The 25,417-nt window shown below is 53.4% G+C and carries 23 protein-coding genes; 8 read left to right on the top strand and 15 right to left on the bottom strand.

What is annotated here, in order from left to right; all coding sequences use genetic code 11:
• Window positions 1–2: 2 nt before the first annotated feature.
• Genes B4O97_RS14945 through B4O97_RS14935 form a run of 3 tightly spaced genes read left to right on the top strand, consistent with a single transcriptional unit; the run spans window position 3 to window position 3,452 of the window.
• Entirely contained in the window at window positions 3–1,523 is a 1,521-nt protein-coding gene (locus B4O97_RS14945) for a sugar ABC transporter ATP-binding protein (RefSeq protein ID WP_143305731.1), read from the top strand.
• Complete coding sequence (locus B4O97_RS14940; protein WP_083052028.1) at window positions 1,520–2,518, top strand: ABC transporter permease; 999 nt, start codon at window positions 1,520–1,522, stop codon at window positions 2,516–2,518. Before B4O97_RS14945 ends, B4O97_RS14940 begins: the two co-directional genes overlap by 4 nt.
• Window positions 2,519–2,534: 16 nt before the next feature.
• Complete coding sequence (locus tag B4O97_RS14935; protein ID WP_083052027.1) at window positions 2,535–3,452, top strand: SMP-30/gluconolactonase/LRE family protein; 918 nt, start codon at window positions 2,535–2,537, stop codon at window positions 3,450–3,452.
• Here the strand turns inward: B4O97_RS14935 and B4O97_RS14930 are convergent.
• Complete coding sequence (locus B4O97_RS14930) at window positions 3,440–3,928, bottom strand: HD domain-containing protein (RefSeq protein WP_083052025.1); 489 nt, start codon at window positions 3,926–3,928, stop codon at window positions 3,440–3,442. The genes B4O97_RS14935 and B4O97_RS14930 overlap by 13 nt on opposite strands.
• Window positions 3,925–4,452, bottom strand: a complete 528-nt coding sequence (gene pth, locus B4O97_RS14925) for an aminoacyl-tRNA hydrolase (RefSeq protein WP_083052024.1) — start codon at window positions 4,450–4,452, stop codon at window positions 3,925–3,927. The genes B4O97_RS14930 and pth overlap by 4 nt, the downstream gene beginning before the upstream one ends.
• A gap of 283 nt (window positions 4,453–4,735) precedes the next feature.
• On the opposite strand from pth, the gene B4O97_RS14920 reads away from it, so the two are divergent.
• Window positions 4,736–5,170 (top strand): Hsp20/alpha crystallin family protein, encoded by a 435-nt coding sequence (locus B4O97_RS14920; RefSeq protein WP_083052022.1) that lies wholly within the window; start codon window positions 4,736–4,738, stop codon window positions 5,168–5,170.
• 64 nt (window positions 5,171–5,234) lie between these two features.
• Here B4O97_RS14920 and B4O97_RS14915 read toward each other — a convergent pair whose 3' ends face one another.
• The 11 genes from B4O97_RS14915 to B4O97_RS14865 form a co-directional block, all read right to left on the bottom strand.
• Complete coding sequence (locus tag B4O97_RS14915; protein WP_083052127.1) at window positions 5,235–5,867, bottom strand: YqgE/AlgH family protein; 633 nt, start codon at window positions 5,865–5,867, stop codon at window positions 5,235–5,237.
• A 141-nt stretch (window positions 5,868–6,008) separates the two neighbouring features.
• Window positions 6,009–7,472 carry a Do family serine endopeptidase gene (locus B4O97_RS14910; protein WP_158084324.1) on the bottom strand — a complete coding sequence of 488 codons (1,464 nt, stop codon included), beginning with the start codon at window positions 7,470–7,472 and terminating at the stop codon, window positions 6,009–6,011.
• Window positions 7,473–7,725: 253 nt separating this feature from the next.
• Entirely contained in the window at window positions 7,726–8,256 is a 531-nt protein-coding gene (locus tag B4O97_RS14905; protein WP_083052019.1) for a glycine cleavage system protein R, read from the bottom strand.
• A gap of 15 nt (window positions 8,257–8,271) precedes the next feature.
• Window positions 8,272–8,787, bottom strand: a complete 516-nt coding sequence (locus B4O97_RS14900; protein WP_083052015.1) for a hypothetical protein — start codon at window positions 8,785–8,787, stop codon at window positions 8,272–8,274.
• A gap of 100 nt (window positions 8,788–8,887) precedes the next feature.
• Window positions 8,888–11,281 (bottom strand): glycosyltransferase, encoded by a 2,394-nt coding sequence (locus B4O97_RS14895; RefSeq protein ID WP_083052012.1) that lies wholly within the window; start codon window positions 11,279–11,281, stop codon window positions 8,888–8,890.
• Window positions 11,282–11,333: 52 nt separating this feature from the next.
• Complete coding sequence (gene cdd / locus B4O97_RS14890; protein WP_083052010.1) at window positions 11,334–11,741, bottom strand: cytidine deaminase; 408 nt, start codon at window positions 11,739–11,741, stop codon at window positions 11,334–11,336.
• A gap of 5 nt (window positions 11,742–11,746) precedes the next feature.
• Window positions 11,747–12,694 carry an ABC transporter permease gene (locus B4O97_RS14885; RefSeq protein WP_083052008.1) on the bottom strand — a complete coding sequence of 316 codons (948 nt, stop codon included), beginning with the start codon at window positions 12,692–12,694 and terminating at the stop codon, window positions 11,747–11,749.
• A gap of 1 nt (window position 12,695) precedes the next feature.
• Entirely contained in the window at window positions 12,696–13,769 is a 1,074-nt protein-coding gene (locus B4O97_RS14880) for an ABC transporter permease (RefSeq protein WP_083052006.1), read from the bottom strand.
• Complete coding sequence (locus B4O97_RS14875; RefSeq protein WP_083052005.1) at window positions 13,766–15,289, bottom strand: ABC transporter ATP-binding protein; 1,524 nt, start codon at window positions 15,287–15,289, stop codon at window positions 13,766–13,768. The genes B4O97_RS14880 and B4O97_RS14875 overlap by 4 nt, the downstream gene beginning before the upstream one ends.
• A gap of 68 nt (window positions 15,290–15,357) precedes the next feature.
• A complete protein-coding gene (locus B4O97_RS14870; protein ID WP_083052003.1) occupies window positions 15,358–16,443 on the bottom strand; it encodes a BMP family lipoprotein in 1,086 nt (361 codons plus the stop codon).
• A 63-nt stretch (window positions 16,444–16,506) separates the two neighbouring features.
• On the bottom strand, window positions 16,507–17,844 hold the full coding sequence (locus tag B4O97_RS14865; protein WP_158084323.1) for a patatin-like phospholipase family protein: 1,338 nt from the start codon (window positions 17,842–17,844) through the stop codon (window positions 16,507–16,509).
• 394 nt (window positions 17,845–18,238) lie between these two features.
• Here B4O97_RS14865 and pheS point away from each other — a divergent pair, with 394 nt between their 5' ends.
• Together pheS and pheT are read left to right on the top strand one after the other, a co-directional pair.
• A complete protein-coding gene (gene pheS / locus B4O97_RS14860) occupies window positions 18,239–19,282 on the top strand; it encodes a phenylalanine--tRNA ligase subunit alpha (protein ID WP_083052000.1) in 1,044 nt (347 codons plus the stop codon).
• Between the two features lie 10 nt (window positions 19,283–19,292).
• Window positions 19,293–21,743, top strand: coding sequence for a phenylalanine--tRNA ligase subunit beta (gene pheT / locus B4O97_RS14855; protein WP_083051999.1), 2,451 nt, complete (start codon window positions 19,293–19,295; stop codon window positions 21,741–21,743).
• On the opposite strand, the gene B4O97_RS14850 is transcribed toward pheT, so the two are convergent.
• Window positions 21,730–22,044, bottom strand: a complete 315-nt coding sequence (locus B4O97_RS14850; RefSeq protein WP_083051997.1) for an ArsR/SmtB family transcription factor — start codon at window positions 22,042–22,044, stop codon at window positions 21,730–21,732. The genes pheT and B4O97_RS14850 overlap by 14 nt on opposite strands.
• A 28-nt stretch (window positions 22,045–22,072) precedes the next feature.
• Window positions 22,073–22,951 carry a type 2 periplasmic-binding domain-containing protein gene (locus B4O97_RS14845; protein WP_083051995.1) on the bottom strand — a complete coding sequence of 293 codons (879 nt, stop codon included), beginning with the start codon at window positions 22,949–22,951 and terminating at the stop codon, window positions 22,073–22,075.
• A 140-nt stretch (window positions 22,952–23,091) separates the two neighbouring features.
• Here B4O97_RS14845 and B4O97_RS14840 point away from each other — a divergent pair, with 140 nt between their 5' ends.
• Both B4O97_RS14840 and B4O97_RS14835 read left to right on the top strand, forming a co-directional pair.
• Window positions 23,092–24,765, top strand: coding sequence for a Na/Pi cotransporter family protein (locus B4O97_RS14840; RefSeq protein WP_083051994.1), 1,674 nt, complete (start codon window positions 23,092–23,094; stop codon window positions 24,763–24,765).
• A 22-nt stretch (window positions 24,766–24,787) separates the two neighbouring features.
• Window positions 24,788–25,276, top strand: a complete 489-nt coding sequence (locus tag B4O97_RS14835; protein ID WP_083051992.1) for an adenosine-specific kinase — start codon at window positions 24,788–24,790, stop codon at window positions 25,274–25,276.
• The last annotated feature ends 141 nt before the right edge of the window (window positions 25,277–25,417 follow it).

Below are 25,417 nucleotides of genomic sequence, written 5' to 3'. Positions count from 1 at the left end.
ATGTGTATCCGTTAATTGAAGTAAAAGAGATAAGCAAACGCTTTGGTGGAATCCAGGCCCTGAATAATGTCAGCATGACCATCGAAAAAGGTGATACCCTGGCACTTGTAGGTGAAAATGGTGCTGGAAAATCAACACTGGCAAAAATAATCGCCGGGGTTCAGGGGTATGACAGTGGAGAGCTTCTGCTTGAAGGCAGGCGTGTATCGTTTCGGGATACAAACGAGGCAATTGATTCAGGTATAGGGATTGTTCTTCAGGAATTCAACCTTGTGCCGGACCTTTCAATTGCGGAAAACCTGTATCTTTCCGACTGCGCCAGGGGGACGACAAAAACCCTCTTGAACCGAAAGGATATGCGTAAAAGAGCCCTTGAGCTCTACAGTCAGATTGGCTGGGATCTTCCGGTCGATCCCGATATTCTCGTTTCCAATCTGTCTGTCGCGGAACAGCAGATTCTGGAAATTCTGAAAGGTATCGCATACGAAGCCCGGCTTTTGATTCTGGATGAGCCTACCGCCGCCCTGAGTCCCAGGGAAGTAGATAAGCTGTTTCAATTAGTTCGACGCCTGCAAAAAAATCATGGTACAACGGTTGTTTTTGTTACCCATAAAATAGAAGAGATATTTGAACTTTCCAATCGTATCGTCGTTTTACGGGACGGAGAAAAAACTAACGATTTTGTAACAGCAGAAACAACTCCTGATGAACTGATTGCCTCGATGGTTGGAAGGGAGATCGGGGACCTTTTTTCCATTCGGAAAAGACGTGAACCTGGAGAAATCCTGTTGCAGGCGCAGAATGTAAACAATGGACCCCGTTGCCGCGGCTGTGACATTACCGTGCGTCGGGGCGAGATTGTCGGACTTTCAGGATTGGTCGGCGCCGGCCGAACCGAATTTGCCCGGGCGATTTTTGGTGCAGATAAACTGAAGGAAGGTGCTGTATCAACAGGCAGTCGGTCCCAGATCTTCCGATCCCCGAGAAAAGCGATTCAGCAGGGTATCGGCATGCTTCCGGAAAACAGAAAGAGTCACGGTTTGATTGTCAACATGAGCATCCAGGATAACCTGCTGCTTGCCCATTATGCCCTTGGTTCAGGGATGATTCTTGCTAAACGGGAGGGGGATCGGATTGTCAGAAAACGGGTGGATGATCTGCGAATTCGTATTGGTGAAGTCTCGGACCCCGTGGATTCTCTTTCCGGGGGGAATCAGCAGAAGGTCGTCTTCGCAAAATGGCTGACCCTGGATCCTGATATCCTTATCCTCGATGAACCGACCAGGGGAATAGATATTGGTGCGAAATACGAAATCTATACATTGATCGATCAGCTTGTGCAGGAAGGCAAGGGAATCATTCTGATATCCTCGGAATTACCGGAAATCCTGGCCTTAAGCGATCGAATACTGGTTATGAATTCCGGCACAATTGTAAAAGAACTGGACTGGTCAGAGGCAGATGAGGAGAAAATAATACGCTATGCGTCCAGTGCATCAACAAACGAGGTAGAAAATTCATGAAAGAGACTATGTACGGGTCGCCAAATTTAATTCAGAAATGGAAAGAGAAAGGGAATAAGCTGCTGTCCTACACATCCCAGGTTGAGATTGTCATGACAATTGCATTCATCCTTCTCTGTCTGGTACTGACGATACTGACCCCGAGGTTCCTTACCATTCGCAACTTTCGAAACCTGTTCTGGCAGGCAACATTTCTGGGGATTATTGCCATAGGTCAAACCCTTGTAATCCTGACGGGGGGTATAGATCTGTCCGTAGGCAGTAACGCCGCGGTGGCAGCAATGTTCGGTGGAATCGTAATGCAGCAGTTCGGTGTAATTCCGGGCGTTGTTGCCATGCTGCTTTTGGGAACCCTTGTCGGTGTCATTAAGGGTTTTCTTGTGGCATATGCGCGGTTGGCGGCGTTTATAGTCACCCTGGGCTTTTTATCCATAGGGCGATCGGCCACATATCTGCTGACGGATGGCCGTTCGCTGGTGGGACTTCCTGAGGCGTATCGCTTTTTCGGAAATGCAGAGATCGGAAGCGTTCCCTTGTACCTTATTGTGTTCATTGTGTTGTTTGGAATGGCCTATTTCATGCTGAAACAGACGAAGGTCGGTTTATATATTTATGCCATCGGAAGCAACGAAGAGGCCGCTCATCTTTCGGGCGTACGCGTCCGTTTTTATACGGCGCTGACCTATGCAATTACCGGTTTTCTTTGCGCTGTTTCCGGATTGATTCTTACATCCCGCCTGGGAGCAGTCGATCCTGATACGGGCATAAATATTGAATTGAATGCCATTGCTGCAGTCGTCATCGGAGGAACAAGTCTTGCCGGCGGCAAGGGGGGGCTCCTGGGAACGCTTATAGGTATAGCCATTATTACGGTTCTTAACAATGGATTAAATCTTCTCGGGGTATCACCCTTCTGGCAGGGAGCCGCCGTCGGTGTGGTCATCATCTTTTCTGTATTGCTGGACAGTATTATTCGGCAGCTGAAGAGTACGTAAAGACAAGGAGCAAGGTATGGGAGAACGTATTCGGGATTATGAAATTTTTGATGAACGGTTCCGGTATTATCTGCTGGGAAACTGTGACCTGGAACTGGTTCATGACGGAATGAAGTGGTGCGAAGGTCCGGTCTATTTTTCCGATGGGGACTATTTTGTCTGGAGTGATATTCCCAATAACCGCATGATGCGCTGGGTTGATGGTCTGGGGGTGAGCGTATTCAGGTCGCCATCGAATAATTCCAATGGCAATACCCGGGACAGACAGGGACGCCTTATAAGCTGCGAGCATCTTTCCCGGAGGGTTACCCGCACGGAAATAGACGGATCGATAACCGTGCTGGTTGATAATTATGAAGGGAAACGTCTTAATTCTCCGAATGATGTCGTTGTTAAATCGGATGGTACAATCTGGTTCACCGATCCTCCCTACGGCATCATGTCTGATTACGAGGGAAAGCGCAGCCCCAGCGAAACAGGAAAGAACTATGTATTTCGGTATGACCCGAAGGAAGAGAAGCTGACGGTCGTGGCCGATGATTTCCAGATGCCCAACGGTCTGGCCTTTTCTCCCGATGAAAAATACCTCTATATTTCGGATACGGGAGCTACCCACGACAAGAATGGAGCCCACCATATTCGTCGTTTCCAAGTGAAAGATGGAAATGAGTTAAGCGGGAACACGGTCTTTGTCGAAGTGAATCCGGGGATTTCCGACGGATTCAGGGTTGATATCGACGGAAATGTCTGGAGCAGTGCAGCTGACGGTGTTCACTGTTATTCTCCCGGGGGAGAGCTTCTCGGTAAGATCCTGGTCCCTGATGTCGTTGCCAACCTCACCTTTGGCGGAAAGAAACGAAATCAGCTGTTCATCATGGGAACCCATGCTGTGTACTCGGTATATGTTGGTGTCGCGGGAGCTCAATACCCCTGATACATCCCTTCGGCGATTCGCCTCCCGGCGGCAGTGACAAAGTGTTTGCTGATCAGGGTGTCTGCGGCTTGCCGGGACATGGTGTTGCCGTAGATATTGACGATAAGATCGGCTTCCACGAGTATGCGGAAGTCGATGCCGTCAATTTTAGTGTAGCTGTGGTGGTTGGCTATTATGAAGCAGACGCGATTGATTACCTCCTCCGGGTATGAGAGTCCTTCAAGGATTGTCCGGGCCAGGGGAGGTCCTTCGAGCTCCTGGTAATTGCCGGCGGAAGAGCCGTGTTTTCGTTCCGCCTCAGGAATCCCGATGTCATGGATAAGGGCTGCTGTTTCAATGACCTGCCTTTCCTTGCCGACAATCCCTTCTGCAAGAAGAATTGTCTCGGCAAAACCGTAGACCTGCATGGCGTGGTGAATTCTTCTGGAGTCGGTTCCAAAATACTCGATTACCCTGAGGGATAATTCGTGGTTCATTGTTTCTCCTTGCGAATGAACTCTTCCAGAATCTGAACTCCCTTGAGAAGCAGATCCGGCAGCTCCGCTTCCTCTTCTTTGGAGAACCGGGAAAGGACAAAGTCCGAAACACTGCCCCTCCGGGGGCGTCCTATACCGAAACGCAGCCGGTAAAAATCCGGGGTCCCAAGGTGCTGCCTGACTGACTTGAGTCCGTTGTGTCCTCCCAGGCCGCCCCCCTTCTTTATCTGAACATCTCCAAAGGAGAGCTCCAGATCGTCATGAATTACCAGGATGTCCCCGGGTGAGACGGAGAAAAAGTCCGCGCAGGATCTGAGACTTTCGCCGCTTTTATTCATGAAGGTCATGGGTTTCAGGCTTATCAGTTTTACAGGGCTGTGTATAAGGGCGTATTCACCCTTGAATTTGCTGCGGTAGTCGAGGGACGGCTGCCAGGCCTCAAGGAGCATCCATCCGATGTTGTGGCGGCTCCGTGCGTATTCCCTTCCAGGATTGCCGAGCCCGCAGATAATCCTGCTTTCCATTGACTGAGGATTCTAACGATCTCGTCAGGGTGAATCAAGGCTGCAGCGGTTTGTGTCGTATCGGGATCCCAGGAGCCTGTTGATGAGTCAAAATAACACTACATGTATCGTTAAAATGGGACATGTGTAAAAACGACACACAAGATAGCATTCGGCTGACAGGTACCACAGGGCAAAATATGCATAACTTGTTATTATGCAATGAAATATATAAATTGGCATGAAAAATGCTTGTATTATGATAGAAATATTATCTTCCCCCAGGGAAGAAGAGGAGACAATTATGAGAGCTATTGTACGACATACCAGACCCCGCAATGCAAGCCTGTGGAACGATATGGACCGACTTTTCAACAACTTCTTTGAAGACCTGCCCCAGGACGGTTTTTATGCTCCCCGGGTAGATGTGCGTGAAGAAGAGGGACGCTATCTGCTGGAAGCAGAAATACCCGGTTTCAGCGAGAAGGATGTGGATGTAAAGGTGGATGATAATCTGCTGACTATTTCATCCGTGAACGTGGAAAACTCCGGGAAAACCGAAGCCCGCTACCTGGTCCGGGAAAGAAAGATCCGGGAGTTCAGTCGCAGCTTCGTCTTGCCCAAGGATGTGGATAACGAGAAGATAAGCGGAAGCTTCAGTAACGGTATACTGACCCTGACGATGGAAAAAAGACCTGAGGCCAAACCCCGTCAGATTGAGATCAGACAGGAAAAATAGCAGCCCTCGGAGGGTACGCTTTGTTTTACCCGGCCGTCCCTGAAGCGGGGGCGGCCGGGTTTTTTCAGTTCATGGAGGGTTTGAATCCGGTTTCCGCCACAACCCAGTAGATACCGCCTTTTTTTCTCAGGGCGTTTCGCCAGGACTCTTCCGGTTCCGGGGCGAATACTATTCCCGGTGTTGCCGGAATAACAACCCAGGCTCCGTGACGAAGCTCGTTTTCCAGCTGGCCGGGAGCCCATCCGGCATATCCCGCATAGAAACGGATCTCCGGCCGGTGCTCCGGGTTGAGGTCAGGCCACTGCTCGCTGAGAAAGCGGCGTATCAGTTCAAAATCCGGTTCCAGAATTACCCCCTGCAGGGATGAGCTGGCTGCGTCGGATCGCTTGTCCCCTGGAAGTCCGGAGTGGAGGGTAAATAGAAACATCTGTTCCACCGGTCCGCCTATATACACCTCGAGCTCCCCTGCGGGGCTATCGGTAAAATCCGGAATAACGTCTTTCAGGGCTGTTTCGCTTTTCCGGTTAACGACAAAACCCAAAGCACCATTATCATTGTGTTCAACCAGATAGACGACGGTTTGAATGAAGTTTGGATCTGTAAGTTCGGTTTCTGAGATCAGGAAATGTCCTTCCAGAGACCCGCGATTCGTATTTTCCGGGTCAGAACCTCTGAAAAAATCATTCGATGCAGCCATGCTTTTCCTCGTTACCTTCAGGTAAATAGTACCTGTTTTTTTGTATTCCATCAAATGCCGAAAACATCACAGGACAAAAAAGCCCCCCGGTCTCGAAAGACCGGGGGAACGAAGGAAGGGAACATTAGATGACGCAACGCGTCACCGTACAAGTCCGAGGATCATGTCGTTTCCTTGACGATTCACTTTGAAGATAAGCTCGTCACTCTCCTCGGAATTGAACACACGATAAAAGTCCCGGGAGGATTCAATCCTGGTGCGATTGACCTCCTTGATGATGTCGCCGGACCTGAAACCCGCATTGTAGGCGGGGGATCCCTGCTCTACTGCTCCGACCATTACATTGCCCATGTTTCTGGGAAGATCCAGACGCTCCCGGATTTCATCGGTTATACCGACGACGGTCATGCCGGGCCACAGGTTTTCCACGTTCGATCGAATGGCGTCTTCCGGTGCCCGGGTGGCTATGCGAACCCGTACATTCATGGAGGAACCGTCGCGGATAATTCCAAAGCTGTAGGTTTTTCCGGGCTCCAGGGCTGCGACCTCCTGCAGAAGTTTGTCGCTGCTTTCTATACGGCGTCCGTCAATAAAGGTTATCAGGTCTCCGGGGCGTATTCCGCCCTTCATGGCGGGGGATTCCTTGTAGACATTATAGACAAAGGACCCCTTCTGACCTTCGAATCCCATCTCTTTGGCAATGTTCTCCGAGGGATTTCCCATGGATATACCGAGCCATCCGTACTGAACCTCTCCGGATTCAATCAGGTCCTGGATGGTTTTTTTGGCGTTGTTTATGGGGATGGCAAAACCGATCCCGATATTGCCGCCGGTCTGAGAGGCTATCCAGGTGTTGATGCCTACTACCTCTCCATCGATATTGACCAGGGCTCCGCCGGAGTTGCCGCGGTTGATGGCGGCGTCGGTCTGAATGTAATCCGTAAGATTGCCCTCCACGCCGGGACCTCCGGTACGCCCCACAGCACTCACGATTCCGTAGGTAAAGGTCGATTCAAATCCCAGGGGGTTTCCGACGGCAAATACGATGTCTCCGACCTGGGTCTGGTCCGAATCTGCCAGTTTTGCCACGGGAATATTTTCCGCCGTCTCAAACTTGACCAGGGCCAGGTCTTTTCGTGCATCGCTTCCCACGAGGGTTCCCGAGTAACTGCGTCCGTCGTAGAGGTTGACGGTAATTTCGTCAGCCTTACCGGCGACATGATGGTTCGTCAGGACATAGACAGTTCGTCCGGTTTTTTGAACTATCACACCGGAACCGAGTCCTTCCTGCCGGAACTCCCGGGTTTCAGGTTCTCCCTGCTGCTGTTCGCGGTTGTCCGGACGGCCGAAAAAGAACTCAAAGGGTGACTGGGGTGATCGTACCTGCTGCTCAATTACATCAACCACATCGAGGGATACAACTACCGGAAGTGCCTCCTGGGCAACCCGGCGAAAATCGTTCTGCAAACCTTTCAGGTTTTGGGTTGCACCGTTCGATGTGCTGTAGAGTGCCCGGGAATAACCTTCGGACTGGCCGAAAGCCGCCGCTGACATTCCCAGGGCAAAAAGAAGCAGTATTAAAAGGGAAAATATTTTTCGTTTCATAACAGGATTCCTCCTCACTGTATTTTTTCCGTACATACATACAATACAGAATCCTGATTACCGTATCCTTACAGGAAGATTACACTTTTGTAATGTTTGCTCAGGGCACCTTTATAAACGTGGAAGTTTTACCCTGGTCAGGGAGGAAAGATTTTGTAGCTCCAGTAAACTCTGGCCATAGCGAGAGTTGGGGTCCGCGGGCGATCTTGACGGCGCAGGATATGTGTAAAATAGCAGTTTTTGGAGCTGTCCCTTATCTGTTCAGGGGCTTGAGTACAATGTCTATGTCCCGTTCATGTTCCAGATTTTCCAGCTGGTCTCGAAGCTCGGCAATGTGAACCTCCCGGGGCACGATCAGGGTGCCCCGCATCTGGAACATTGTTGCCCCCGTCCAGGGAGCCGATGTTGTTTCGGTGGATATCTCCTCGATATTTACTCCCGCTCTCTTCAGTACGGCTGTAACGGCGTGCATGATACCGGGGGCATCCAATGAGATTGCCTCGATGCTGTAAGGACGCCCTTCAGAGGACCCGCGGGGAGCCCTCGTCGGGCGGATCTGCACGTGCAGTCCCAGCTTGTCGCCTATATCGGGGAGGTCTTTTTCAAGGATCTGAACAATCCCCTGACCGCCGGAGGCCAGCAGCATCACGGAGAACTCCGTTCCCAGCACGGCCATGCGGCTCTCCTCGATGTTGCAGTTTTCGGCTTCCAGAACCGCGGCGATCTCGTCCACGATTCCGACCCGGTCGGTCCCGATGGCGGTAAAAACGAAGTAGTCTCCCATTAAAGAATCCCTTTCTTAGAATGTGGCGCCGAATCCTAAGGCAAAGTGGAGGAAGAATCCGGCGTAAATCTCCTCGTCACTGTCTACAACAAGGCTAGTATAGCGCGGACCAACCTCGATGTAAAATCGCGTTGCGTTATTATCTCCGAACATGGAGTTGTAACCGAAGCCCCCATTAATGTTGAGAATCCCTCCGTCAAAGCTGCTTAGTCCGCTGTCCCCGGAACTTCCCGCGGCGGTAAAGTAACTCATGCCGCCCATCAGGTACATGGCGCTCGCGGGGTTACCGAAATAGAAGCGGGCATAGGCTCCGGGTTCATAGAAGATGACCATATCGCCTCCGCCCCCGATGGGCAGAAAGGTAAAGGTAGCACCCAGGCCGAGGTTGCCAAGGAAGAGTTCTCCGCCGATACCGGCAAAGGCAATGGAATTCGTGAGAACCAGGCCGACGGAGCCCGTTTTCTGGTCCTGGGCGTTGACATATGCAGCCCCGAGAGTAACAACAAGCAGCAAGACCAAGATTTTTTTCATTTTGAACCTCCTGAAGAAAATCAGTCGGTGCAACACGATGATGCTTTTCTAGTTAAATTATAGCGCCATAAAGAAAAAATGCACGAAATTTCGGTTGTGTTCATGCTGATTCAGCGAGTTTGGATTCCCGGGGGTGTTTTCTAAACAATCCGGTAATAAAATGCTGCATGCTGTACTCTTCAATGATATGGGAGCGGGCCTCCAGTCCCATGCGGTTATACTCTTCCGGGTTTTCCTTCAGGTTCTGAAGAAGTTTCCTGGTCGCTGTGATCCAGTCCTCTCCGGACTGGGTGCGGACAATCCAGCCGGTTCGTTCGTCCGCGATTATCTCCTGGGGGCCCCCTGCGTTGCTTACGATGGTCGGTACCCCGCAGGACTGGGCTTCGGCTACAACCCTGCCGAAGGTGTCGGTTACGCTGGGAAAGAGGAACAGGTCCGAGGCGGCGTAGACGATGGGCATCAGGTCGTGGTCGACCCTGCCGAGAAAATGGACCCGCTCCTCCCTCTGTACCCGGCGCAGCATCTCATCGGTATACGGGCCTTCCCCGGCGATAATCAGGTTCAGTTCCGGAAACTCCTCTTTCAGATGAAGAAAGCAGTCAACAACGATGTCCACACTCTTGTCCCGGGATATACGTCCTGCATAGAGGAGATTGATTCCTTTTCTGATTCCGTATTTCTCCCCCAGGACCCTCCGGGCTCCGGCATGAGGTTTGAACAGATTTGTATCCACCCCCCGGTGAAAGAGACCCACCTCTGGCATGCGGTAGCCCCGTTTCTTCAATATTTCCGCGTATTCCCGGGTATTGACCAGGGTCTTGTCGCAGGCTGAGTGAAACCACTTCATGTAGGATTCAACGTAATTGGTAATGGTTATATCATCAACAATTTTACGTACCTGCATGGTTCCGTCGGTATGGTGAATCGCGACGGCGGGTATATTCAGAAGCCGTGCGGCGGCAAGTCCTGTGAGCCCGATGGTCATGGGGGTGGATATGTAGATCTCGTCCGGATCGTAGTCGTTTATCAGCTTTAAGGTGGCCAGCAGACTCGGGACCTTCAAGTTGAGCTTTTCGTAATGGGGAAGGGGCAGGCTGCCGACGATGGGAATGTTCATTAAATTGGGAGGAAGTTCCCCCAGGTTCTCACTCCCGACTGCAGCTGCAATGCGGATCTCCTTTTTCATTGTATGGGCGATCCATCCGATCTCCTGCACCGTTATGGCCACCCCGTTCAGCTCGGTAAGGGTATCGGTAAACCAGAGGATCTTTTTCTCCTTTCGGGGAGGTTCCTTGCCAAGACGCAGAAACATTTCGTTAACCAGCTTGCGGTTGTTGAACATGTGAGTGAAGGTACTGATAAAGGGAACCGTAAGAAACAGGGCCGGGAGCAGGGAGGAAAAGTTCCGCATCAGCTTGTCGAAGTTGCCCTTACGCAGGTGCTTTCCGAAGGAATCGATAAAATCCTTGATAATTGCATCCAGAAGCTCCGAAGCCTTTTCATAGACAATATCCAGACGGGCATCGATTTCGTGATAGTTCACGCTTCGAACCTGTTCGATGAGATCGACCAGGATTCGCTGGTTGGCACTCTTCTTCTTTTTCTTTTGTATCCGCTTCAGGGCGAAGGCGCGTTTCAGGTTCAGCTCTTTTTCGTTGAAAAGACCGTCAAGAACCAGAGAGACCGGTCCGGGGACTGAGCCGTTATGCCTGATGCGGAAAAAATCAAAAGCGATCTTGTAGATCATGAAGGTCATGGAGTGGAAATTGTGATGCCGCCCGTGGGCAGCGGTTTTCCTGGTCCGTATGCTGTGGATAAACTCCTCCACCGTGGAAGCTTCGCTGGAGGTCCAGGTTTTCCCGATAAAGATTCCCGCGTGGTCGTCCGACCCTGCGGTGAAGCCCTTGATCCAGGGGGTAACACTCATGGGTTCGATCCGGTGACGCTGCTGCAGCCCTTCGATGTCTTCCCGGGTAAGGGACGAGAGATAACGGGTCCACTCATTGTTGTTGCGTTCGTTCCGGCCCCCGTTAATAGTTTCGAAAACGTCAAACAGGAGAATCAGTTTTTCCAGATGCTCTGCCGTAACCGCACCGTTTACAGAATAGGTCGCATGAGCCACCGAATAGGCGATATTTTCCTCTTTGATGTAGTCCCTGAGGAGGTAAATATCCTTTCTGAGAGCTTCTATGTGTTCGAATTGCTCTTCGGTTATGTCGAAGAGCAGAATGTGAATCTTGCAGCCGTCCTCGGGAAAGTAGGCCGTGGACTCCACGCTGACAAAACAGTCTTCCGGGTGCTGCTTCTTCAGCTCCAATGCTCCCTGGATGCTGTTATGATCGCTTATGGTAACCAGGTTCATGCCCCGCTGTTTTGCGGTGGTGTAAATATACTCCGGTTCGGTATAGGACTCGGAGGTACCAAGACGCTGAAGGAACCATTCCGACGGGTGATCGGAATACTTTGAATGTACGTGTAAATCTACCTTTGCCATCGGTATATATGTAAATACCGGTGTGTGAGTTTTCTGTTAACGGGGGGTGAATTTACAATAAGGATTGGGTAAAGGGATGGGGCAGCAGCTCGTCAAAGCGGTAGTGCAGGCGCTTTCCCGAAGTGTTTGCGAGGATTATCGGGGTTTCGGGAGAGCAGAATTCAGCCATGACCTGCAGGCAGAGTGCACAGGGGGGGGAGGGGGTCTCGCTCTGGGTTACCACCGCGATTGCCTGAATCTGCATCTCAGGGTCTTCGCTTCGGGCTTTCAGGATGGCCACACGCTCGGCACAGACCGTGGCGCCGTAGCTGGCGTTTTCTATGTTACACCCGTCGCGGATGCTGCCGTCCGCCAGGAGCAGGGCGGCGCCCACCTTGAACCGGGAATAGGGTGTATGGGCGTTGTTCCTGGCGGCAGCGGCGGCGGTTACAAGCTGTTCAATATCCGGTTCTTTTTCCATATCGTCTAGCGCTTCCCGTGATCAAAGGGTTCTCCCGCCGCCCGGGGAGCCTGGGAGGATTTGGAGAAGATAACCAGAGCAATCAGGGTAACCACATAGGGAAAAGCTTTCAGAACAAGTCCAGGAATCAGGGCCAGGGCCGGGATTACCTGGGAGACATTGGCGATGGTCGAGGCGAAGCCGAAGAAGAAGGTTGCGGCGAGAATCCCCAGGGGTTTCCACTGACCGAAGATCAGCGAAGCGAGGGCGAGAAATCCCAGTCCCGCGACAGAGCCGTTGAACTCTCCAGAGTAGGTTACCAGGATAATCGCTCCCCCAAGACCCGCGAAGGCCCCCGAGAAGAGTACCCCGATATAGCGGATCAGGTAGACATTTACCCCGGCGGCATCCGCGGCCTGGGGATGTTCCCCGCAGGATCTGAGCCGGAGGCCGAAGGAGGTCTTGTAGATCAGATACCAGGCACCAAAGAGGATCAGCAGGACCAGCCATGTGGTGGTATAGGTCTGGGTAAAGAAGAGGGGGCCGACAATCGGCAGGTCTTTCAAAAGGGGTATGCTGCGGCGGGAGAGTCCTGAAACGATCTGGATGTTTCCCGAACCGGTGATATTGCGGGCAAAGAAAACCGTAAGAGCGCCGGCGATCATATTGATGGCCGTCCCGCTGATTACCTGGTTTGCGTTGAGGTTGATGCTGGCAAAGGCATGGAGCAGTGAAAAAGCGGCACCCGCCAGAACCGCCGCACCAAGCCCCATCCAGACCGCCGCGCTGCCCATGACGGGATAAAGGCTGGAAATTGTCAGAGCGCTGGTAAAGGATCCCACTACCATGAGACCTTCCAGTCCGATATTGACGACGCCGGAGCGTTCGCTGAAGAGGCCCCCCAGGGAGGTAATCAGCAGAGGGATCGTAAAGGCGACGGCATAGGGGAATATCTGCGTTATGATAGCCCACATATCAGCTTTCCTCCTGTCCCTTGCGTCTGACCAGGCGGCGCTGAAGAGCGTTCAGCCCGTTCTCGATAAGGACGCTGGTGGCGGCAAAATAGATGATTGTCGCGATGATGGTGTCTCCTATCTCCGGCGGAATCTCTGTCATGGCGTTCATAAAGCCCTTCCCGGAGTGGAGAATACCGAAGAAGAGTGCCGAGCCCAGAACCCCGATGGGGGTGTTTGATCCAAGGAGAGCGACGGCGATTCCGTCAAAGCCGTGGCTGGGCAGGACTCCTATCTGCATGTTTGAGGCATACCCGACGTAGAGGGTCGCTCCGCCGATTCCCGCCAGGGCGCCTGCAATTGTCATGGAAAGGATGATGTTGCGCTGAACATTCATACCCGCATATTCCGAGGCGTAACGGTTGAAACCGGCGGCCTTGAGCTGATACCCCAGTACGGTACGGTTCAGAATAACTGCAATAACAACAATCGCCGCAAGGGCCACAAAAAGGCCGAGGTTGACGTAGGAACCTTCAAATATCCTGGTAAGCCAGGGAACCTTCAACGAGGCGAACTCCGGAATCTTGCGGGATTCGGTCTCAAGGTAGGGTCCTTTAAAATAGGCCGGGACCGTATAGTAGACCGTCCAGTAGGCGATCCAGTTCATCATGATGGTGGCTACTACCTCGTGGACGTTGAACCTGGCCTTGAGGAAGCCGGGGACCAGTCCCCAGAGGGCTCCGCCGCAGACAGCGGCCAGAAGCATAAGTGCAAGGAGCAGCGGCTGGGGCAGAACAAGTGTCAGGCCCACGGCGGTGGCACAGAGTCCGCCGATGAGCATCTGCCCCGAGGCGCCGATATTGAACAGCCCGGTACGGAAGGCGAAGGCCACCGAAAGTCCGGTCATGATCAGGGGAGTGGCGGTGGCCAGGGAGTTCCCGATTCGTTCAACGTTCATTAATCCGCCGCGAAAAAGGTAGGTATAACCTTCAAAGGGATTATGGCCGGTTATCAGCATGAAAAGAGCCCCGGCGGCAAGCCCGAGTACTACCGCGGTCAGGGCGACGATTATCTCCCGTGAAACTCTCACCTTCATGCCGATTCTCCCTGCCTGACTCCGGCCATCATGAGGCCCACCTCGTTTTCGTCTGTTTCGTCGGCCCGGACAATCCCTGTCAGTTCACCCCGGCTGATAATGGCGATTCTGTCCGAAAGGTCCAGGATTTCATCCAGTTCCAGGGACACGAGGAGTACTGCTTTGCCCCTGTCCCGCTGTTCGACCAGCCGGCGGTGAATGTATTCGATGGATCCGACATCCAGACCCCTGGTGGGCTGTACGGCAATCAGCAGATCCGGATCCAGGTCTATCTCCCGGCCGACAATGGCCTTCTGCTGATTTCCTCCCGAAAGTGCCCGGGCTCTGGTGACGGCACCTTCTCCTGCCCGGACGTCGAAGTCTTCCATGATCTTCCGGGCGTGTTTCCGGATCGGTTCACGCTGGAGAAAACCGTGTTTTGCAAAGGGCTCATTGCTGTGGGTTTCCAAAACAAGATTGTCTTCGACACTGTAATCCAGGACCAGGCCGCGCTTCTGCCGGTCCTCCGGGATATGGGCTATCCCCGCCCGTATCCGCTGATGGATACCGTCGGAACTTATGTCCTTTCCTTTCAGCAGGATCCGTCCGCTCTCTATGCTCCGAAGTCCGGTCAGGGCCTCCACAAGTTCGGTCTGTCCGTTGCCGTCCACCCCGGCCAGTCCGAGGATCTCTCCGGCCCTGACCTGCAGGGAAAAATTCTTGACCCCAAGGATATTCCGTCCGCTCCGGACCGAAAGGTCCTCTATCTCCAGAATCAGCTCGCCGGGCTCGCGTTTTTCCTTATCCACAGTGAAGGAGACCTCCCGGCCGACCATCATGCGGGCCATTTCCGATTCGCTGGTGGATTTGACATCCACGGTACCGATTACCTTGCCCCGGCGGATTACGGTACAACGGTCGGCTATTGCCTTGATCTCCTTCAGTTTATGGGTAATCAGGATAATCGATTTACCCTCCCTGATCAGGTTCCGCATTATCTCCATCAGGTCCTGAATTTCCTGGGGCGTCAGGACGGAGGTGGGTTCATCGAAGATCAGGACCTCAGCGTCCCGGTAGAGCATTTTCAGAATCTCAACACGCTGCTGCATTCCTACGGAGACATCCTCGATAATCGCATCGGGATCGACGTTGAGTCCGTAGTGCCGGGACAGTTCGCGAATCCGCTTTGCCGCGGATGCCAGATCGAGGCTGAGTCCTTTCCTGGGTTCCATACCGAGAACGATATTTTCGGTGATGGTGAAGTTGTGAACCAGTTTGAAATGCTGGTGTACCATACCAATTCCCAGGGCACTGGCCTGGGTGGGGTTGGTAATCTGTACCTCCTTTCCCCGGACCTTGATGAACCCCTCATCCGGCCTGTAGAGGCCGAAAAGAATACTCATGAGGGTCGATTTACCGGCCCCGTTTTCCCCCAGAAGGGCCAGAATTTCTCCTTTTCTGAGATCTATCGAGACTCGGTCATTGGCAACAATACCGGGAAACTCCTTGCGGATATTCACCATTTCGACAACATGTTCCATCGGCGCCTCCGGACCGGGAAAATAAAAACAGGCGCCTCCCGGGGGAAACGCCTGTTTAAGGTTTCGGTTTATTTAATCAGAGAGCCCTGCTCTGCGGATACGGTTATTTTTCCAGCCTGCAGGTCAGAGAAAACTTCGTCCATCTGTGACTGGGTATCGGCGGAGAGGTTGGGATTCTCCTCGGGGATTCCGACTCCGTTGTTGGTTGCGTCGAGGGTCAGGATCTGTCCACCCGGGAAGTTCCCGTCTATTTCAGCCTTGATCATGTCGTAGGCCGCCTGGTCAATCCGCTTCATGGCCGAGGTCAGAATAACCGACTTCTCGCCCTCGTAGATTCCTTCGGTATACTGATTTACGTCTACGCCGACAATCCAGACCTTTTCACCGGACTTGGCCCTGGCCTTTGCTTCGTTGATGGCTCCGACGCCGACGCCGCCGGCGGCGCAGAATATTGCGTCAACACCTTTCTCAAACATCTGGGCGGCCAGCTGCTGTCCCGCGGCTACATTGTCGAAGGAGCCCTGGTAGACGACATTGTCCGGATTGATGCTGATGGATGTTCCGAGGTTTTCGTTGGCGTAGGTAACACCCTGCTGGAATCCCCAGTTGAATTTCTGGACCGGGGGAATCTCCATACCGCCGATAAAGGCGACCTCGCCTTCATTGAGTTCCAGCGCTGTGGCAACTCCCGCGAGAAATCCTGACTCGTGCTCTGCAAAGAAGATGGATACCGTGTTGGGACCGACCTCCGTGTTGTAATCGCCGGGGTGGGGAACGCCGTCCAGTAGGACGAATTTCGCGTCGGTATATTTCTGCTGAGCCTGGTAGATGGCGGTTTCAAACTTGAACCCCGGGGTAACAACAAACTTGTAACCCGCGTCGTAGAGGTTCCCGATTTCCTTGAGATAATCCGCTTCGGTAGTACCGGTGGGTTTAAGGTACTTGATGTCGATGGGCATGTCCTCCTGGGCTGCCTGAATACCTTCCCAGGTACCCTGATTGAAGGATTTGTCGTCGATTGTTCCGGCGTCGGTCACCATTCCGACTTTCATGGCCTGATCCACTGCCGCGGCGCCTTCTTCCTTCTTGGAACACGAGGTAACAAGGGTGAAAATAAGAGCGATGGCGATGACAGATACTAAAATCTTTTTCATATCTTTTCTCCTTAAGGATTATGATTCCGTGTAGTATGATTGTATGGTCACCCTTCATTCAGGTCAATAGAAAAAACCGGTACTGCTTTGGATAATACGGAGCATCAGATTCGCGACGGGAAGCTCCGGGAACAGGGGGTGCAGCATTCGCACGGCGAAGTTCCCGTCGCTCATGCCTGTAACTGTTCGAAGAGCCGTTACGTAACGTGCGGGGGGCAGTTGCAGAAGCCCTGCGGTTTTCAGGGAATCAAGTTCACCGCGCAGACGCCGGACAAGTCCCGGAAAATTCTCCTGTTCAGTAAAGGGTTCGATGCTACCGAGCTTCTGTTCCTCTTCCCTGATAAGCCGGATAAGTTCAGGCAGGGAATAGAGGGGTTCCCGGGGAATTCCCAGACAGATGGCGGTACATTCGATGGCAGGAATCACCGGGAAGCGGTATTTTGCCAGGTCCCTGGGCAGGAGCTTCCGCACCAGGTGTTCAGGTTTCGACGGGGCGCCTTTTTCCGTTTTTATCAGCCCTTTGGCAGCGGATCGCATCAAGGGGAGGTTCCTCTCGTTAAAGAAATGCTCCTCCAGGGAGCGGAAGAGAGGCAGGTCGTTCTGAATAAAGTAGCGTATGCCGTCTATCTCCTCGAAGCTCTGCAGCGTATCCAGGTATCCAAGATCCATTGCCCTGCGGGAATTTTCCGGACAGATTTCCAGGGCTCCCTCCAGGGGCTGGGAGTTTTTCAGGTATACGGTCTGGGTGTTTTCCGTCTGGGGACGCCTGGTACGTCCCACTCCGGACAGGTTGACAGTAATGATGCGCCGGTAACCCCGTTCCTTCATCATGTTGTAGGGCATATTGTCGGCTACGCCACCGTCGGTCAGTTTTGACTGGTCAATAACGGGACTGCGGAACAGGGGGTAGGAAGCGCTGGCAAGGAGATAGTCAGCCAGCTGACCGTCCGGTATGTCTTCGAGAAAGAGATGCCGGGGTCTGAATTGTGACAGATCGAAGGTAACAAGGCCAAAATCGATCCCGGACTTTCTGATCGTCTCTTCCCGGAGATAGTGATTAATGAGCTTTTTCATGGGGGATGTATCAAGTCCCCGTCGGGACAGAACATAACTGCTGAGACGACGAAGATTGTTCAGATCACGATTGATCCTGCCGTCCTTGAGAAATTTCTCCGGAACGTCCGCAATGTCCCTGATGGTGGCAAAGGAGAAAAGCTCCATGGCTCCTTCGTAATCGTTCTGGGCAACGAAGGCGGCATTCAGGGCCCCGACAGAGGTCCCCGCTACAGCGTGAAAACCAATGCCCAGTTCCCGCAGGGCCCGCCAGACCCCGATTTCATAGGCACCCCGGCCGCCGCCTCCGCCGAGGACCAGGCAATACGTATTCTTTTTGTTCGCCATGGTACTATTATTACGCCCACGGAGGCCGTACTGTCCACCCCGAACCATAGGCGCCATCAAGTGCGAGGACGAAACTGTCCGCACGGAGAGATGGCACAAATTATGCCGCTACTGGAGAGGAGGTCCGTAACGTTGTTCACCTAGTGAAGGACCTCCTCTCCTTGTAGCGCTAATCCAGTGAGCTCTATCTGCGCCTTGACAGTATCGTCCTCGTCGCTATAATAAAGCCACCATGACAGGTATGCAGGGCATATTTTTTTCCTTCTTTTTTTTCTTTTTTAGCACCCAGGAGGGACCCGGGCTGCCATGATCGTGGTGTGATCAGCGTAAATGCGGCGGGTTTCTCCTTGAAAGAGGAGGGACCCGCTTTTTTGTTTTTAAAAGGAGTTATTCCATGGAGGAACGCTTAGAAAGTCTGTACGCCGAGTTTTCCCGCGAAATCGGCGCTGTCTCTACCGGTGCCGAGGTGGCCACCATCAAAGCGGAGTACCTTGGCAAAAAGGGCAGGCTCAACGAGATTCTGAAAAGCCTCAAGGATGCGACCCCGGAAGAGCGGAAAACCCTGGGTCCCCTTTCCAACGAACTTAAGCAGAAGATCCTTTCGGAAATTGATGAGGCCGCTGTCCGGATCGAACGGGAAGAGATCGACCGCAGGCTGGCATCGGAACGGCAGGACATTTCGCTGCTGGATTCCCTCCGCGACCGGGGCCTCGGCAGCGCCGGATACCACCCTCTCACCGCCATCGGGCGGGAAGTGGAGGACATCTTTATCTCCATGGGATTCGATATACTCGACGGTCCCCACATCGAAAGCGACTACTATAACTTCGAGGCCCTGAATATTCCCGCCAATCATCCCGCCCGGGATATGCAGGACACCTTCTGGTTTTCCGATATGCACCACCTGCTGAGGACCCATACCTCTCCGATCCAGGTGCGGGGAATGGAAAAACACCGGCCACCTTTCAAGTTTGTCGGTCCCGGGGAGGTCTTTCGGAACGAGGCCATCGACGCCTCCCACGAGGCGGCCTTCCGGCAGATAGAGGGGATGATGGTTGGAGAAGGGGTCTCGGTAGCTCACCTGGTCCATTTTCTCAAGACTCTGCTCTCGGAGATTTTCCATAAAGAACTCGAGGTGCGGCTGCGTCCCGGGTACTTTCCCTTTGTTGAGCCCGGCTTTGAGCTGGATTACAAGTGTCTGCTCTGCGGCGGCAAGGGCTGCTCTGTCTGCAAGCAGGTTGGATGGGTCGAGGCCCTGGGCTGCGGTATGGTGCATCCCCGGGTGCTGCGCTACGGCAACATCGATCCGGATCTTTACTCCGGTTTCGCCTTCGGAATGGGCTGGGACCGTCTGGTTATGATGCGCTACGGCATCGACAACATTCGCCATCTGCGTTCTGGGGACCTGCGCTTCGTCTCCCAGTTCAAGGCTTACTAGGAGGACTGCTGTGAAGATTTCCATGGACTGGATTCATGATTATGTAGAACTGCCGGCGATGAGTTCTCACGATCTTGCCGAGCGCTTTACCCTCAGTACCTGCGAGGTTGAGGAGGTTCTTGAAAGCGGCAAGGTTCTGGAAGAAACCTATGTGGCGACGATTACCGGTATCGAACCCCACCCCGACGCGGACAAGCTCCAGCTGGTATCCTTCGATGCGGGCGCCGCAGGCAGGGGTCGGGTTGTATGCGGTGCGCCCAACTGCGCCATCGGCATGAAGGTCCCCTATGCGCCCGTCGGCACGACCCTGCCCCTGGGGTTTACCCTGGAGCCCAAGAAGATCCGGGGGATCCTTTCGGAGGGAATGCTCTGCGCCGAGGACGAGCTGGGACTCTCGGACAGCCATGAAGGACTGATGGAACTCGACGGCGGGGCGGTAATCGGCATGACCATGGCAGAATACCTGGATTCAACGCCAACGGTGGTACTTGATATCGACAACAAGTCCATAACCCACCGTCCGGACCTATGGGGTCACTACGGAATGGCACGGGAGTTTGCCGCAGCTTTTCAGGTACCCCTCAAGCGTCCCTTTAATCCTGAATGGCGCAGGGAGATGCTCTCCCGCTTCGGAACAGGAAAATCCCCGGTCAGCGTTACTGTACATCCCGACTCCTACTGCAGGGCCTACTATGGATACACCGTAAAAGGGGTCACCGTGGGAGAGAGTCCCCAATGGATGCAGAAGCGGCTGCTGGACTGCGGCCTGCGCCCCATCAACAGTATCGTCGATATTTCGAACTATGTAATGCTGGAGATGGGACAGCCGAACCATATCTTCGACAAAAAGAGCATAGAGAAAGGCAGCATTATTGTGCGACAAGTCGGCAGGGAGGAGGAGTTTATCACCCTGGACGAGCAGACCCGCCGTCTCGAGGCGGAGGACACTGTGATTGCCGACGGGGTGAAGCCTCTGGTTATCGCCGGCATCATGGGGGGCTTGAACAGCGGAGTCACGGAGAATACCACCGAAGTCTTCGTCGAGGTGGCCAACTTTGTGGATGCGGGAATACGGAAGAGTTCCACCCGAATCGGCCTCAGGACCGATTCCTCCCTTCGCTACGAAAAGAGTCTGGATCCGATGATGCTGGAGCCAACAGCCCTGCGAATTCTCGAACTTCTGCTGGAACTTAATCCCGGCGCCGAGGTGGAGGGAAAGCTGGAATACGATGGGATCGATCTTTCGGAAATACAGACGCCTGTGATCGATCTCAAGCACAGCAAGATTGAGTCACTGCTGGGCTGTACCCTGGAGAAGTCCCGGGTACAGGAGATCCTGGAGGCCCTGGACTTCGGTGTCAGCGGAACAGCGGAAGGCTTCTCAGTCAGCGTTCCCAGCTTCCGGGCAACGAAGGATGTGGAGTGCGATGCGGATCTGATAGAAGAGATCGGCCGAATGTACGGTTACAACGCCATTCCCGCCCAGCCGCCGAAATGGAAGATAGAGGCTGTGCGCCTGCCGAATCCGAAACGTCTGGAACGTTCGATTCAGGACTTCATGGTGCTCCACGGGAACGCCCATGAGGTCATTACCTATCCCCTGATCGGAGAAGCCCTGCTGGAGAAGGTCGGATGGCCTGAGAAGAATGAGAATCTGCAGCTCGCCAATGCCCTGAGCAAGGAAATGGGCCGCATGCGCCCCAGCCTGGTTCCGGGCTTTCTGGAAGCCGCCGCAGACAACAGCAGGCACTACAACCGTTTCGCCATGTTCGAGATAGGCCGGGGCTATTCCTCAGATGATGAGGGTTTCTCCCGGGAACGGAACCTCTTTGCGGCGGCATTCTACGACCGTCAGGTATCCCGCTTTATGGATGCCGCCAATACCGCCGATCGCCTGATGAACTACCTGAGGCTCCCCGGCCGGCTGGTGGAGCTGAAGGAAGAAAAGAGCGGAAAGGGAAACAAACTTCCCAATCCGGCGATACCCCGGGACTGGCAGGGGATTCACCCTTTTGAGAGCCTGGATATCCATATAAAGGGGAAACCCGCGGGGATGATTACCACGGTGCACCCTCTTACCATGCGGGAATTCAAGGCTAAGGGCTACTGCACTCTGATCGTGCTGGACCTTTCTCTGTTCGAGGAGGATTCACGGCCCGACAAGACGGTCTACAAACCCCTTCCCCGCTTTCCCCATTCTGTGTTCGACTTTACCGTCATAGCCGGACCGGATGACCGGGCCGCGGACATTCTGCGTGCCGCGGAAAAGGCCGGGATTAAGGAACTCAGCGGTTGTTCGGTGGCTGATGTCTTTGATATGGGAGCGGGCCGTCGGGCGATTACCGTACGGGCGACCTTTTTTGATCCGGAAAAGACCCTGAGCGGGGATTTTCTCGAACAGGCCCAGAAACAGCTTATCACGGCAACAGAGAAGGCGGGCTATCCCCTTAAAATGGAGTAGCCTCCCCTTCGAAGAGGAGTGAACCGAATAGGGCCTGGAACCGGTGTCCCATTTCGCGCAGACGGGGCCGATCTACCTGATAAAAGATCGATGCCCCGCGGCGCTCCGCCCGGATGACTCCGGCGTCCTTCAGTATCCGCAGGTGCTGACTTACGGTCGACTGGCCTATGCTGACCTGCTCCCCCAGGGCGCTGACGCTGAGGCTGCCTTCAGACTGGAGCAGAATATGCACCAGCTGGAGCCGGCTGGGATCTCCCAGGGCTTTGAAAAAACGTGAAAATTCATCGTAGTGCCGGTCCATCGGCGTTCTTTTCTCCTAAATAAAATCATTACCGCGGGGAAGGCGTGCCGGTCTCTCCAGGGTTTACCACGGGATTGAAAATGAGACCTCTTTCAGCGGCGTAGGCCCGTAAGTCCCCGGAACCACCGATATCCTTCATCCAGATTTCTGTAAGCATCTCCAGAATTTCCGGCGACACAGTATCGGGTAATAATATACCAAAATAGTCCGGTTTCGGCGAATAGCCTTTCTCCCAGTAAGCCACGGGAGGGACCGTTCCGTAGCCTTCTATCCGCAAGGGAGAGGAGGAGAAGGTCGCGAGGGCCTTCAGCTTTCCGGTTCGAAGAACTTCGGTCAGCTCCACCGATAGGGCGGCCATCATGGGGACCCGTGCTTCGATTGCAGCTTTCAGGGCGGAGACAGGTTCCGTTTCCCTGAAGTGGATATGGCTGAGCTTCTGGGATGCAGTGCTTTCTCTTCTCATGGCTCCGGGTGTTACCGGGCACTCAAGAAAGGAGGAATCCCGCGGGATGAGAAAAATATCCGGAAAACTGACCACGGGAGATACCGGAGAGGCGGCCAGTACAACCGGTATCTCAAAGGCAACAAATACATGCACATCCGGTGACGGTTTATCTACATGCTTGCTGATGTTTCCGGCTATCCAGCTGTACCGATCCCCTGGAGAGCGGGACGAATCGATTCCGTATTCCACCAGAACGGGAAAGGGAAGGCTGTCTTCCAGAACAGGCAGGACGGCTCTTATCAGCTGGTCCTGGGTACTTCCTGCATTTCCGGAGATTATCAGGCGCACTTCCCGCTGTAATATTGGGGAGGAGTTTCCAGTACCCTCCCGGGCTCCCTCGGCGCTTACAAGCACACTGAAACAGAGGATCACGGCCGATACTACCAGGGCTTTTGTTTTCATATGCAGTTAAAAAAGTATAGCATTATCCGGCATGAAGGAAGAAGGCTATTCCTGCTTCCTATTCCAAAAATGCCGAAATGTATGCTAAAACATAAAAGGCATCCTGCACTAATGCCAACATTTTTCCCTGTGGAGCAATCATGTCTGCGATTTTTCAGATACTGAATCTTTTGGGAGGGCTCGGCATATTCCTGATCGGTATGAAGTCCATGAGCGATGGAATTCACAAACGGTCCGGGGATAAGCTGAAGTCCCTGTTGGGTACCCTTACGACCAACAGGTTGATGGGGGTTATTACCGGACTGGCGGCGACCTGTATTGTTCAGTCCTCTTCCGCAACGACGGTTATTCTTGTCAGCCTCGTTAATGCCGGACTTGTAAACCTGCAACAGTCCATCGGGGTGATTATGGGCGCCAATATCGGAACCACCCTCACCGCCTGGATTGTTTCGATCTTTGGTTTCAAGGTCAAAATTACGGGTTTTGCCCTTCCTGCGGTGGCGATCGCCATTCCCTTCTATTTCAGCCGTTCCGAAAAACGGCGGGAAATTGCGGAGGTCCTGATCGGCTTCGGACTGCTTTTTCTGGGCCTGCACTTGATGAAAGAGTCGGTCCCCGATATCGGGAGCAGTCCGCAGGCCCTGGCCTTTCTTGCCCGTTTTACCTCCCTGGGGTATCTTTCCATTATCCTCTTTGTTCTGGTAGGAGCCGTGCTTACGGTAATCCTTCAGTCCTCTTCGGCGGCCATGGCACTGACCCTTACCATGGCTTACAAGGGCTGGATCGATTTTCCGATTGCCGCCGCCATTGTTCTCGGCGAGAATATCGGAACAACCATCACGGCATTTCTTGCCTCTCTTCCCATGAAAGCAGAAGCGAAGCGATCCGCCCGGGCACACATGGTATTCAACCTGGTCGGCGTGACCTGGATGCTGATTATATTCTTTCCGTTCGTCGATTTTATCGAGAAGCTCGTACCTGGACTCTCCTCGGAAAGCAGCATGATTCCTCTGCACCTATCGGCTTTTCATTCCTTCTTCAACATTGCAAATACCCTGCTGCTGATCTGGTTTGTCCCCCTGATTGCCGAACTCGTCAAACGCATGGTAAAGGACGACGAAATCCGGCCCGGATACGGGGCGTACCGTTTTGTCGCGGTTCCTTCCAACATTCCTGATGCGGTTGAATCAAACCTGATCAGCGTTCACGCAGAAGCTGCCAGAATGGCCCGGGAGACCTGGTCAATGATGTCGCAGATTCAGCTGGCAGCCAGGGATTTCTCCCGGATCGATGAGGTGGAAATGGAGATGGGCGACCTGGAAAAATATCTGGATGATATGCAGGAAGAGCTGACGGATTTTCTTACCGATTGCATGCGGGATTCCTTGAGCAACTACCAGGCGCGGAATATTCAGGCCCTGCAGAGGGTGGTCTACGAACTAGAGAGCATCTCGGACTCCGCCTACAGCATTGCCATGTTGATAAAAAAACTGAAAGAGGGAGAACTTCAGCTTCATAAAAAAGGTCCCGAAGAGATCGCCGAGTATGCCGGAAGAGTTCTGGACTTCCTTAAGTTCAATGCCGACAATCTGGGAAAGTCGATCCGGGATTACGATCTGGAGGCTGCCCTGCGCTTGGAGGAAGCCATAGACGAAATGCGGGACCAGCTGAACAAGATTTCCTGGCGGAAAATGGCCAAGAAGAAACGTTCTGAACTTAAGGGAGAGCTGATTTTCCGGGATATTGTGCGACACCTCGAACATATCGGGGACTACAGCCTTAATATAAGTCAGGCTCTGCGGCAGGTGGAGTAATAGTTGGAAGGGGGCGGAAAGAATGAATGCAAGGATCGAAGTTCACCAGCTTGAGTGGGAAGAGGGCTGCAACATCATAGTTGGCCAGTCTCATTTTATTAAAACTGTGGAGGACCTCGGTGAGATCATGGCAGGGTCCGTACCGGGAATCGAGTTCGGCCTGGCTTTCTGTGAGGCTTCCGGCCCATGTCTTATCCGCAGCGAAGGCAACAATGCCGACCTAATTGCACAAGCTGTGGAATGCGCCAGAATCACTGCGGCGGGGCACAGTTTTTATCTGATAATTAAGAACGCGTTTCCAATCAACGTCCTGAATCAGATAAAGCAGTGCCCCGAAGTCGCCCGGATTTACGCGGCCACAGCCAACCCCCTGCAGATCCTGACTGCCGAGACCGGTCAGGGCCGGGGAATTATCGGTGTAGTGGACGGATTTTCTCCCAAAGGCGTCGAAGGGGAGAAGGAAAAGCGGGAGCGCCGCGAGTTGTTACGAAAATTTGGGTACAAGTATTAGCTAGTGTCCCGAACCCTGGGGATACCTCAGGCCCATGCATAGGCCGGAAGGTAGTCCGCCGCCTGTTTTAACGGAGTACTGATCCTCTTAAGCCAGATCAGCCTGTCACTGACAGAGAGCCGGGCAGTCCGTGAGAAAAAG

Source organism: Marispirochaeta aestuarii, from assembly GCF_002087085.1.
Classification (GTDB): Bacteria; Spirochaetota; Spirochaetia; order JC444; family Marispirochaetaceae; genus Marispirochaeta; species Marispirochaeta aestuarii.
This window is presented reverse-complemented; position numbering and strand designations above follow the sequence as displayed.